The organism is Crassaminicella profunda (assembly GCF_019884785.1).
GTDB lineage: Bacteria > Bacillota > Clostridia > Peptostreptococcales > Thermotaleaceae > Crassaminicella > Crassaminicella profunda.
In genome coordinates, this window is sequence record NZ_CP082326.1 from 109,049 (window position 1) to 121,777 (window position 12,729).

Annotated in this window: 13 protein-coding genes and 1 pseudogene; all 14 read left to right on the forward strand. The window is 28.9% G+C overall.

All coding sequences use genetic code 11. From position 1 onward, the window contains the following. The first annotated feature begins 207 nt into the window (after positions 1 to 207). A complete protein-coding gene (locus K7H06_RS00460) occupies positions 208 to 1,428 on the forward strand; it encodes a glycosyltransferase family 4 protein (protein WP_223038058.1) in 1,221 nt (406 codons plus the stop codon). After that, complete coding sequence (locus tag K7H06_RS00465) at positions 1,428 to 2,678, forward strand: hypothetical protein (RefSeq protein WP_223038059.1); 1,251 nt, start codon at positions 1,428 to 1,430, stop codon at positions 2,676 to 2,678. Before K7H06_RS00460 ends, K7H06_RS00465 begins: the two co-directional genes overlap by 1 nt. A gap of 3 nt (positions 2,679 to 2,681) precedes the next feature. Continuing rightward, positions 2,682 to 3,767, forward strand: coding sequence for a glycosyltransferase (locus tag K7H06_RS00470; RefSeq protein WP_223038060.1), 1,086 nt, complete (start codon positions 2,682 to 2,684; stop codon positions 3,765 to 3,767). Between the two features lie 271 nt (positions 3,768 to 4,038). Then, on the forward strand, positions 4,039 to 5,025 hold the full coding sequence (gene galE, locus K7H06_RS00475) for a UDP-glucose 4-epimerase GalE (protein WP_223038061.1): 987 nt from the start codon (positions 4,039 to 4,041) through the stop codon (positions 5,023 to 5,025). Positions 5,026 to 5,229: 204 nt separating this feature from the next. Continuing rightward, positions 5,230 to 5,514 (forward strand): VanZ family protein, encoded by a 285-nt coding sequence (locus tag K7H06_RS00480; protein ID WP_246637732.1) that lies wholly within the window; start codon positions 5,230 to 5,232, stop codon positions 5,512 to 5,514. A 184-nt stretch (positions 5,515 to 5,698) separates the two neighbouring features. After that, positions 5,699 to 5,965, forward strand: coding sequence for a type II toxin-antitoxin system Phd/YefM family antitoxin (locus K7H06_RS00485; protein WP_223038063.1), 267 nt, complete (start codon positions 5,699 to 5,701; stop codon positions 5,963 to 5,965). Further along, the gene (locus tag K7H06_RS00490; RefSeq protein WP_223038064.1) at positions 5,952 to 6,272 is read left to right on the forward strand and encodes a type II toxin-antitoxin system RelE/ParE family toxin; all 321 of its coding nucleotides are present in this window, start codon (positions 5,952 to 5,954) and stop codon (positions 6,270 to 6,272) included. Before K7H06_RS00485 ends, K7H06_RS00490 begins: the two co-directional genes overlap by 14 nt. Positions 6,273 to 6,498: 226 nt before the next feature. Next, positions 6,499 to 7,335, forward strand: a complete 837-nt coding sequence (locus K7H06_RS00495) for an REP-associated tyrosine transposase (protein ID WP_223038065.1) — start codon at positions 6,499 to 6,501, stop codon at positions 7,333 to 7,335. A 305-nt stretch (positions 7,336 to 7,640) separates the two neighbouring features. Beyond that, positions 7,641 to 8,099, forward strand: a complete 459-nt coding sequence (locus K7H06_RS00500) for a VanZ family protein (protein ID WP_223038066.1) — start codon at positions 7,641 to 7,643, stop codon at positions 8,097 to 8,099. Between the two features lie 139 nt (positions 8,100 to 8,238). Beyond that, the gene (locus tag K7H06_RS00505) at positions 8,239 to 10,080 is read left to right on the forward strand and encodes a nucleoside-diphosphate sugar epimerase/dehydratase (RefSeq protein ID WP_223038067.1); all 1,842 of its coding nucleotides are present in this window, start codon (positions 8,239 to 8,241) and stop codon (positions 10,078 to 10,080) included. Between the two features lie 55 nt (positions 10,081 to 10,135). Next, on the forward strand, positions 10,136 to 11,047 hold the full coding sequence (gene galU / locus K7H06_RS00510; protein ID WP_223038068.1) for a UTP--glucose-1-phosphate uridylyltransferase GalU: 912 nt from the start codon (positions 10,136 to 10,138) through the stop codon (positions 11,045 to 11,047). A 536-nt stretch (positions 11,048 to 11,583) separates the two neighbouring features. Further along, positions 11,584 to 12,021 carry a nucleotidyltransferase family protein gene (locus tag K7H06_RS00515; protein WP_246637734.1) on the forward strand — a complete coding sequence of 146 codons (438 nt, stop codon included), beginning with the start codon at positions 11,584 to 11,586 and terminating at the stop codon, positions 12,019 to 12,021. A 3-nt stretch (positions 12,022 to 12,024) separates the two neighbouring features. Next, positions 12,025 to 12,270 (forward strand): hypothetical protein, encoded by a 246-nt coding sequence (locus tag K7H06_RS00520; protein WP_223038069.1) that lies wholly within the window; start codon positions 12,025 to 12,027, stop codon positions 12,268 to 12,270. A 170-nt stretch (positions 12,271 to 12,440) separates the two neighbouring features. Continuing rightward, positions 12,441 to 12,617, forward strand: a pseudogene (locus K7H06_RS00525) (phospho-sugar mutase); the annotation flags it as partial. Positions 12,618 to 12,729 lie beyond the last annotated feature (112 nt).

The following is a 12,729-nucleotide window of genomic DNA, read 5'->3' on the forward strand; positions in this document are numbered from 1 at the left end:
ATCAATTAGATAGTATGATAACGTTAAATATTGTCTGGTAGAAAAGTGAATAAAAACAATCAATAAATGAAGTTGACAAAAGTTAGCCATTAGAATAAATTTAATATTAGTAGGCAGTATTGTTTGATAATAGATAACTAATAGGTAATGATTGAGAGACTAAGAATATAGGATTTTAAATTAAAAAAATATAAGGAGCATTTACTTATGAAGATAATAATTCAAAATAGATACTACTATCCAAGTTTTGGTGGCGTTGAAAATTCACTTTATTATATTGCTTGTGAACTAACAAGAAAAGGTCATGAAGTAACTATTCTTACAAAAAAACTTGATAAAGATTCACTTGATGTAGAAAAAACAAGTGAAGGGTTTGAAATAATTAGATATGACTATAGAATACCTAAAATTTTATTTTTTGTAGATCCGTTATTTCATTATAATGTTAGTAAAAAAAAGATGGATGAACTTTTGAAAGAAAAAGAATTTGATTTGATAATAACAAGAGACCCGGTATTAGGATTAGCCTCTTATAATTGTAAATTAAATAAAATAAAATTATTATATATTCCACCAGTTATTATTAAATATTCATATGTAGGTAGAATACATTTAAAGAAAAATATAAAAAGGCAAATAATTGAATTGCTTGGATTTATTAGATTTTATTTAGAAGGTAAAATGCAGCAGATATTATTAAAAGAATGCAATAATATAATTGTTTTTAGTAATAATATAAAAAGTCAAATTGAAGAATATATAAAAAATATTAATAAAAAGAAAATATCTGTGATTCCACCAGGTGTAGATTCTAGTTTTAAAATTATAAATGAAAATACTTTGTTTGAAAAATATAATTTATCTAAAGAAACGAAGATTTTTCTATATGTAGGAAGAATTGTTAATGAGAAATATGTAGACTTATTATTAGATGCTTTTATTAAGTTGGATCAAGATAGCTCAATTTTAATGTTTGTTGGGGATGGAGCAGAATTAAATGAATTAAAACGGAAGGCGGACAAATTTAATATCAAAAATAAAGTGGTTTTTGCGGGTTATAAAAAGAATACAGTAGAATTTTATAATTTAGCCACATATTTAGTATTACCTACAAAGTATGAAGCATTTGGACAAGTTATTTTAGAATCTTTAGCTTGTGGAACCCCAGTTATCGGATTTAGAAATAATAAACATGATATTAAAGTAGCTACAGATGAAATAATAACAGATGCACAGACAGGTTTCTTATGTGATCAGTTTAGTGTTGAATGTTTATCTAAAACTATGGAAAAAGCATTGCAATTTTCAAATAATGAAATTGAATATAATCTTATGAAAGAAAGATGCTTACAAAAAGCTAAAAAAGAATACACTTGGGATAAATTTACTGATGAATTATTGTTGCTTTGTGGAAAGGAAACTGATTAATGAATATTTACTTAGGAATATTGATTCTATTAATTAACTCAATAATGGCAGTTAAGAATTATAAAAATGGATTTATAGCATATTTTATTCTATGCTTTACTTCACCTCATATCCATTTGGTGAATATAATTATTTCATATGAGATATTTGCTTTTATACCAATATTTGTAATATTTTTATGCGTTTACAAGAGGAAAAAGATAAATTATTTTATTATAACGTTTTCTTTGTATTTCATTCTATTAATTCTATCAAGGTTCCTAGCAACACTTAAATACGATTTTTTATATAATTATATAATATTATTTGGATATTTAAGATTTATTATAATAACATACATTGCAGTTAAAATTCTTAATGATGATCTTAAATCAATGGATAAAGTTTTGACGGTGAGTTTGTTTTTTAATTTTTTTATTACAATAATTCAATTGACAATACCTAAGTCTGTAAATCTCTTTTTTAATTTGTACTATAAAGAGGGCGTTATTCCATTAACTAAATATTTAGAGTATGGGATAATAAAAAGAGGGCTAGGTAGTTTTGGTATGCCAACATTACTAGGAGCTTTTGCATTGATATCATGGACTTTTTACTTAAATCAAAATAAGAATAGGGATATAAAAGGAAGATCTTTAAAATTGAGTATATCTTTAATTACAGGATTACTTTCTTTATCTAAAACATTTATAATAGGAGCAGCAGTAATTTTGATTATGTCTATATTTTTGAATCAACTAGTATATAAAAAAAAGTTTGTTTTTAATTTAAAATCGAGCTTTAATAAATGTATAATGTTAGTGGGCCTAATAGTATCAATATTAGTAGTATTAAATTTAGCAGATAAGTTTAACATTGGTTTATATTGGTATTTAGATTATTTAATGAAACCTTTACAGGCTTTTAATACTAGGTATGTTTCATATACAAGTGGTGTAGCAATTAATTTAAAAGTGATAAAAGACAATATTATTATGGGAGTAGGTCCTAATACTGTTTTGGGTGAATTTTTAGGAGATTCTATGTATTTGACTGTAATTCATAATACAGGAATTATTGGAAGTGTAATCTTACTTTCTTTTTTTGGGAAGTTAGGATTTTTAACGGTAATTAATAAAGATATATCTAAGCTATTAATGATTTTGGTACTTTTCCTAGTTGGATTTGCATATCCAATATTGTTTACTAAATTTGGTTCAATCATTATTGCTTTTTCATATTTGACAACTAAAAAAATGAAAGGGGAATAACAGATGAACAGGAAAAAAATAGTGCATATAATATCTAATTTTAAAATAGGCGGGGCACAAAAACTTTTATTAGATTTAATAAACAACAGCAATAAAAGTCTTTTTGATGTATCCGTGATTAGCTTATATAATAAGACTAATAATTCATTGGCTAATGAATTTGAAAAAGCTGATTGTCCAATATACTATCTAAATAAAAAATCTGGATTTGACATAAATATTGAATTACAATTAGTAAATCTGTTAAGAAAAATAAGGCCTGATGTAGTACATACACATATGGCTGGATTAAAGTATTCGATTATACCATTGTTATTTTGCAAAGTTAAGTTAAAGTGTAACACAGAGCATACCATAATTAAAGAAAATTACACAAATATTGAAGCCTGGGTGAAGAAGTTTGCATACAAATATTTTAATGTTAAACCGGTAGGAATATCAAATTGTGTAAGTGAATCAATAAAGAAAGTTTATAAAGTTAGTGATATTAAAACAATTTACAACGGTATTAATGTAGAAAAATATACACATGATGGAGAAAGAATTATTGATGAAAAAAATATTAAACTTATTAATGTTGCTACTTTTTTACCTGATAAAAATCATGAATTTTTAATTGAATCAATAAAGATCTTAGCAGAAAAAATTAATAACTTCAAACTATATTTAATTGGTGATGGGAAATTGAGGAATGAGATTCAGAAAAAGATTGACTATTATGACTTAGGACAACATGTTATTTTGTTAGGTTTTAGGAATGATGTAAATGAATTATTAGTTAAATCTGATATGTTTTTGATGACTTCTAAGCATGAAGGGTTTGGATTAGTTCTAGTTGAAGCTATGGCTGCTGGATTACCTATTGTGGCTACAGAAATTGGTGGAATTCCAGAGGTTGTAATAAATAATCAAAATGGATTATTAGTTTCTTGTGATAAACCAAGATTATTCGCAGATGCAATTGAAAAGTTAATTAATGAGAAATCTAAATATAAAACGATTTCATCAAATAATTTGTTAAGAGCAAAAAAATTTGATATCCAAAATACAATTTTAGAATATGAAAAATTATATTTAGAAGTAGAATAACGGTATAGATAAATATCGACCCTAATATAGAGGAGATTTATTTGACTGTAAGATATGATGTTGATTAAATTTTTAAATAAAGGTATAAAAAATGTATTTTCATAGAAATATGAATATAAATTTATTTGTATTTTAGAATGGTTTATATATTATTTAAGAACTTATATGGTGACAAGTATAGATGACAGGTATGTAACTCGTCGAAATCGAGAAAATGTGGATGCTTGTTTTCTAAACTTTTTTGGATGACTATTTACAAGGGGGAAGGCGAGTGTCAATTTTAATAACTGGGGGAGCAGGATACATTGGTTCGCATACAACAAGATATTTTTCAGATAAAAATGAAGATATAATTTTAGTAGATAATTTACAAACTGGATATAAAAAAGCTATTGAAATAGAAAATTTTTATGAGATAGATATAAGGAATAAAAAAGAGTTGGATAAGGTATTTAAATCTCATAAGATAAATGCAGTGATTCATTTTGCTGCTAATTCTTTAGTAGGAGAGAGTATGGAAAAACCATATGAGTATTATCACAATAATGTATTTGGGATGATGTGTTTATTAGATGTTATGAGAGAAAATAATGTGAATAAAATTGTATTTTCTTCTACGGCAGCTACATATGGAGAGCCTAAGAATATTCCTATACTTGAAGATGATGACACAAATCCTACGAATACATATGGGGAAACTAAACTAGCTATGGAAAGAATGATGAAGTGGTTTGATCAAGCTTACGGAATTAAGTATGTTTCCTTAAGATACTTTAATGCAGCAGGTGCTCATGGAGGTGGAATGATTGGAGAAGCTCATAGGCCTGAAACACATCTAATTCCTTTAATTCTTCAAGTTCCATTAGGGAAAAGGAATAAGATTTATATGTTTGGAGATGATTATCCAACAAAAGATGGCACATGTGTAAGAGATTATATTCACGTTATGGATTTAGCTGAAGCACATTATTTGGCTTGGGAATATTTGCGGAAAGGTGAGTCTAGCGATATCTTCAATCTTGGCAATGGAAATGGATATTCTGTAAAAGAAGTTATTGAAATGACAAGAAAAGTAACAGGATATGATATATGTGCTGAAGTGAAAGAAAGAAGGACAGGAGATCCAGCAATTTTAATAGCTTCATCAGAAAAAGCTAAAAGAATATTAGGATGGAAGCCAAAGTATGATTCATTAGAAAAAATCATTATTGATGCGTGGAAGTGGCATAGAAATTATCCAAAGGGATATGACGAATAGATAAAAATGAGAGAAAATTTTAAATATGAAAAGTTATTGTATTAGTAATAGAATTAGAAGTAAGATTTTACCCGAAATTAAGTAGTTTTTTATAGAACATTGGAGTTTGTTATATAAATTATTAACTTGCTGAAAGAAGAGTAGAAAAAAATGAATAAAAACCAGATAATTATCTTGATTTTTTGGACAGTTGTTTTCCTTTGGATGCTCCTTATTTTCAACTTATCATCTCAAGCAGCAGAGCAGTCTAATCAGTTAAGTACAGACATAACAAAAGTAATTGTAAAAACAGTGGAGAAAGTTCATCTAAAGGTTAGTTTTGATATAAAGAATTTTAATCACATCATAAGAAAAAATGCTCATTTTTTTGCCTACCTTGTGCTTGGGTTATTAGTGATGAACGCTATGAAGAAAATAGGGCCCTGGTGCCTGTCACTTAACTTATTAATAGGGCCCTGGTGCCTGTCACTTAACTTATTAACTTATTGAATAAAGAGAGATACCTTTTGGCAAAATGAAGCTAAGAGGTGTTTTTTTATGCTCAAAATGCTCCGCAGGAAAATGGAAAAAAGGGAAAGTTACAGAGGAAATATTTGCAGGAGAGTATATTATTGTGAGAAAGACATAATCATGCTATAATTAAAGCATAATATTGAACGAAGGAGATGTTGTTATGCCTCAGATTAGACCTATAAAAGATTTAAGAAATACAACTGAGATTTCAGAACTATGTCATAGTAACAAGGAACCAATTTTCATAACAAAGAATGGATACGGTGATTTGGTTGTTATGAGTATAGAGACATATGAACGAGAGATAGCTAAAGTAGATCTTTATAAAAAACTTGCAGAAGCAGAACTTCAAATTAAAAACGGTGAGTTACTTTTAGATGCAGAGGATGTTTTTAAAGGACTAAGAAATAAGTATGTTAGAAAATAATTACAATATTAAATTTACTCCAAAAGCAAATGATGACTTAAAGGAGATTTACAGCTATATTTCTAGTAAGCTATTTGCCCAAAATGAGGCAGATAATTTACTTGAAAGAATGGAAACAAGTATTATGAGATTGAAAGAATTGCCGTTTTCTTGCAATTTCGTAGCTGATGAATATTTAAAGAATAAAGGCTATCGTAAGCTCATGGTAGATAACTATATTGTTTTTTATTTGGTAGAAGAGATGGAGAAGAAAGTCATTATCATGCGTGTTCTATATGGAAGACAAAAGTATAAGGATATTCTCTAGGTATAAATACTAACATAAGAATGTAGGAATGCAGCCTTGGTGCCTGTTACTTAACTTGTTTGATCATTAAATATTCTGAAAATTATCAAGGGAGAGAATTAACCTTATTGGGGTGAGTTCGCTCTTTTTTTGTTTAAACATTAGATGGTGCCTGTCACTTAACTTATTAACTTATTGTATAAAGAGAGATACCTCTTGGCAAAATAATGCTGGGAGGTGTTTTTTAGTGGGGAGAAAGCCTAGAGTAGAATGTGAGGGTGGGGTGTATCATGTTATACAAAGAGGGAATAATAAGGAATATATATTTCGGAAGAAGGAAGAAAAAACATATTTGTTAAATATGATAGAGGAATATAGGGATCGTATGGGATTTGAAATATATGCCTTTGTTTTTATGGATAACCACTATCATGTAGTAATGAAAACATTAAAAGAACCTTTACATAAAATTATGCATAGAATAAATAACCGATATAGCAAGTATTATAACTATAAAAATGGAAGAACAGGTCACGTATTTGAAAATAGATACAAAGGAATTTTGGTGAAAGATGATAGATATCTCTTATCTTTGATTCGTTATGTACACCAAAATCCAGTACGAGCAAAGATGTGTAAAAGAGTAAAGGATTATGAATGGAGTAGTGATCTATATTATAGAAATCATACACAAAATGAAATCGTAGATATAGATTTTGTATTAGATATATTCTCAGAAAATAGAAAAGAAGCAATTAAGTTATATGAAAGTTTTATGGATATGGAAGAAAAAGAAGAGCGTAGTTTTTTTGAAGAAGGGCTATCTATAGGAGAAAATCAAATAAAAGCTAAGATAATGGAACCAAAATCAAAAGATAGAAAAAATCTAGATGAAATATTGTATGCAGTAACTCAAGACAAAGGGATCTATGAAGAAATAAAAAAAGGATCAAGAAAAAGAAAATTAAGTATATACAAAAAAGAATATATACAAAGATCTTTAGCGTTTAATTATAAAATGAAAGAAATAGGGGAAAATATATCGATAAGTGAAGCAGCGGTATTTAAAATTAATAATAGGTAAATGTTAGAAAGGAAGAACAATCATGGCATCAGTAGTTCAAAGCTTTGCTATAGAAGGGGTAGAAAAGGCGAGAAAAGTGCAATATAAGAGATACGAAAAAATGAAAATAATTTAGTAGTTATAATATAATATTCCATGAGGTGACAAAATATGTTACCATTATAGAGGCAAATGTAAAGATATAAGTATTTTGATATTTTTTTAGTAAACAGGATACTTCAATGAAGCTGGAATAAATAGTTCGGTTTGATTCAGGTAAAAAAAGAATGGAATGATTATGATATGAATAAAAGGAATCATATAAAATGACTTTTAATAAAATTATTTCTTGGTTTGCTGTGTTCCTTTGGATGATACTTATTTTTAACCTGTCATCCCAAGTGGCAGCGCAGTCTAATCAGTTGAGTACAGGAATAACAAAAGTAATTGCAAAAACAGTGGAGAAGGTTCATCCAAAGGCAGATTTTAATATAAGGAGTTTCAACCATATAGTAAGAAAAAATGCCCATTTCTTTGCCTACCTTGTGCTTGGAGTATTAGTGATGAATGCCATGAGGAAAAGTGGGGGATATGAATATAAGTATGTAGTTGTAGCTTTATTGATTTGTGTTCTTTATGCCATATCCGATGAGATACACCAAGTCTTTGTGCCTGGCAGAGGTCCGGGAGTAAAGGATGTATTGATTGATAGTTGGGGAGCTACTGTTGGAACTTTAGTGTATTTGGGTATTGATAAGGTAGTTAAAGGAAGAAGTAAAATTTAGAGATAGAAAATAGATACCTATTGAGCGAAACTTTGAAATGGTTAAGCTTTTATTTTACAGTGAATTGTGATATATTTACATTATACATAAATACAAAATGCTCTATGAAAAATAGAGCATTTATTTTGGAGTGAATGAGATGCGTAAAAGAATTTACAATGTTTTACTACTGTTTGCTGATGGTTTAGCAATCAATCTAGCTTTTCTATTAGCTTTTTTATTGAGATTTGATGGGAATTTCATACATGGAGCACAATCTGCTGGGTATTTTAATGTATATGTACAAAACATATTGACTTTTACACTGATTAAGCTAATCATATTTTATTTCTTTGGTATGTATAATAGTTTATGGAAATATGCGAGTATAGAAGAATTAATTCAAGTAATCACAACATCTTTTGTGGCTGCGACAGCTACCCTTACTTATACATTTCTTATGCAACACCACTTACCACGTAGTATATATATTCTAACCTTTATGTTAGATATTATACTAATAGGTGGGATTCGATTTAGCTATAGGGCAGCAAGAAGGATAAGAAATAATGGAGTTGGGAGTAATAAAAACTTTAAAAGAGTGATGATTATAGGTGCTGGACAAGCTGGTGCTCTTGTAATAAAAGAGTTAAAAAATCATGAGGAGCTAAATAGTATTCCAGTAGCTGTAATCGATGATGATGATGAAAAATTACATAGAAAAATAAACGGGGTACCTGTTTTAGGAGATAGATATCATATAAGGAAGATTGCAGAAAGAAAAAAAATTGATGAGATTATTATTGCCATTCCATCATCTTCGAGGAAAGAAATAAAAGAGATTTTAGAAGAATGTAGTAAAACCAAATGTAAGTTGAAGATGGTTCCAGGAATTTATGAATTGATTGATGGACAAGTAAGTATTCAAAAGATTAGGGACGTAGATATTGAGGATTTATTAGGAAGAGATTCTGTAAAAGTAGACTTAGAACAGATAAGTGGATATGTGCAGAATAAAACTGTGTTGATCACAGGTGGTGGAGGTTCTATTGGGTCAGAGCTATGTAGACAGATTGCTACCTTTAATCCTGAAAAGTTATTGATTGTAGATATCTATGAAAATAATGCTTATGATATTCAAAATGAGTTGATAAGAAATTATCCAGAATTAGATCTTGAAGTACTGATAGCATCTGTAAGAGATCGAAAAAGAATGGAAGAAATATTTTCAAAGTACAAGCCTAACGTGGTATTTCATGCAGCAGCTCATAAGCATGTACCATTGATGGAAACAAGTCCTCAGGAAGCTATAAAGAATAATGTATTTGGAACACTTAATGTAGCAGAATGTGCAGATAGATATGGAGTAGAAAAATTTGTGCTTATATCTACAGATAAAGCTGTGAATCCTACAAATGTAATGGGGGCAACGAAGCGTATTACTGAGATGATTGTCCAGTGTATGAGTAGAAAAAGTAAGACAGAATTTGTTGCTGTGAGATTTGGAAATGTTTTAGGAAGTAATGGAAGTGTTATTCCATTGTTTAGAAAACAAATTGCCAAGGGTGGTCCTGTTACTGTTACCCATGCTGAGGTTACACGTTTCTTTATGACTATACCAGAAGCTGCTCAATTGGTAATCCAAGCTGGTGCTATGGCAAAGGGTGGAGAAATTTTTGTTCTAGATATGGGTGAACCTGTAAAGATTATAGATTTAGCAGAAAACTTAATACGTTTATCAGGTTTTGAGCCTTATGTAGATATAGATATTGAGATTACAGGACTAAGACCTGGGGAAAAGCTATATGAAGAATTGTTAATGGATGAAGAAGGATTAAAGGAAACAAGACACAATAAGATTTTTATTGGACAGCCTATATTTATGGATTATAAGGTTTTGATTACAGAACTGAATAGATTAAGAGAAATTATCATAGGTGATGGAGAAGATATAAAAGATTATATTGAGCATATGGTACCTACTTATACTAGAACGAGCTAGAAAAAATTTTTACGAAGATATACGAATGATATAATTTTTAATGGGGGTAATGATTATGAAAGTAAAAAAAGCTATCATACCAGCAGCAGGACTTGGAACAAGATTTTTACCAGCTACAAAGGCACAACCCAAAGAGATGTTACCTATAGTAGATAAACCTACGCTTCAGTACATTATTGAAGAAGCAGTAGCATCTGGTATTGAAGAAATCTTAATCATTACAGGTAGAAATAAAAAGAGCATAGAGGATCATTTTGACAAATCTGTAGAACTAGAATTAGAGCTTGAGAAAAAAGGTAAAACTGAAATGCTAGAGGAAGTACGAAAGATTAGTGATATGGTTAATATTCATTACATACGTCAAAAGGAACCAAAGGGACTTGGTCATGCCATTCATTGTGCAAAGAGTTTTATTGGAAATGAACCCTTTGCTGTACTTTTAGGAGACGATATTGTGGATGCTGAAGTTCCTTGCCTTAAGCAAATGATTGATGTATATAACGAGTACAAAACCACTGTTTTAGGTGTACAAACTGTAGCTGAAGAGGATGTAAATAAGTATGGTATTGTAGATGGAAAATATATTGAAGAGGGTGTATACAAGGTAAAAAACCTAGTAGAAAAGCCTAAAAAAGAAGAAGCACCTTCAAATGTTGCAATACTTGGTAGATATATTATTAATCCAGAAATATTTGAGATCCTAGAAAATACTACTCCAGGAGCAGGTGGAGAGATTCAGCTGACAGATGGATTAAAGACTTTGGCTGAAAGACAAGCTATGTATGCATATACTTTTAAAGGAAAAAGATATGATGTAGGGAATAAATTAGGATTTTTACAGGCAACCATTGAGTTTGCATTAAAAAGAGAAGATTTGAAGGATGATTTTAAAGCATATTTAGCGGATTTGATGAAGAATGGTTTGTTAAATGATGTGTATGAACAGGTAGCTGCTAGTGAAGAATAATATAGATGGCTAAGAATAGTGCCTATCAGTTCAGTTATTTAGTTATTAAACCATAAAAAATACCTCTTAGCAGAGTATAGCCAAGAGGTATTTTTTATGATAGAAGGACAAACATGATCTATGGTTTTGATTCTATTTGAAGATAGGATTGGAGCTGTTTTTTTATGGAGAGATTAAAAAATATAATATTAGGGGGTAATATGATATAATAATTTAAGAAGTCAATATATTATATTGAAGGAGTAGCTATGAATTTATTGTTGGGTAATAAAGATAAAGATTTTTTGAATATTTTATATAAAATGAATTAGTATAATATTGGTAATGATTTTCCATCTTTTAAAAAGACTATTGATAAATTTGATTTTGATAAGGTTTATGATGAAATACTAAATTATATTGATACGGTTGAAAGTTCATTAGAAGAACTTGATCAATTTATTTATAAATATAATAATGAAGAAAAATCACATAAGACAGAAATTTTATATAGAATTAAAGCAGAAAGATCATTATATGGTAAGTGGATTAAAAATATTGATAAGAAAAGACCGTTACGAAAAGTATGTAATGATATTATAGGCATAAGAGTTATAACTAATTTAAATAAAGATGAAATAGCCAAAAGCGTATGTGAATTATGTAGTAACATAGAATATACTAAATTAGAGATGATAAATTTTTATGATACTCCTAAAAATCCTGATGATGGGTATAGAGGAATACATGTTTACTTCAAAGAAAATCCTAAAGCATTTCCAATAGAAATTCAGTTTTGGACAAGAATAGATGCTTTATTGAATTTTTATACTCATGAGGTTATTTATAAAAGAGGATTATCAAAAGAAGCTATTAATCACTCTTTATCCCTTAGAGAATGGTTCTATAAATTGCCATTAAAGCCAAATGAAATTGAAATGTCATTTATAGATTATCTATTTGAAATCGTATTTCCAAGAGTTGGAGGTGAATAGAATATGAATCGAGCTTATTTATTTGCAAGAAGAGTAGGAACTTCAGGTACAGTAATATTAGAAACAACTAGAAAAGAAGCGGTTGAAATAATGAGGGAGAATAGAAAAAAAGGGTATCAATTAGGAATTTTATGTGGGGTTAGTTATGATTCAGTGAAAAGGGTATATGGAGAATATGCACCATTTAGAAAAGTTGAATCAGTTTCGGAATTATTGAATAGTGTGGAAGATGATAAATATATACAGTAGATAGCAAGTTTGAGGAAATTCAAAGGTGGATGAAATAGTGTCCATTAGTTCAGTTATTGTAGCTTTAGTTCTATTTACGAATAGAATTAAAGCTATTTTTTATGTTAAAATAAATACAGTGATTATAAAAATCTGAATAATGAAATGATTGAACGAGGGGAGACAATGAGATGAGCTATAGAGAACAATATGATTATTGGTTAAACAACCTATACTTTGATGAAGAAACAAAAGTAGAATTAAAAAATATAGAAAATGATGAAAAAGAAATAGAAGAACGTTTTTATAAAGAATTAGAATTTGGAACAGGTGGATTGCGTGGAATTATTGGAGCAGGAACTAACCGAGAAACAACCTTGGTGCCTGTTGTCAACTCATTTACTTATTAAATATTCTGAAAAATAGTCAAAGAGAGAATAAACCTTTTTGAGGTGAGTTCGCTCTTTTTTTGTTTGAAAT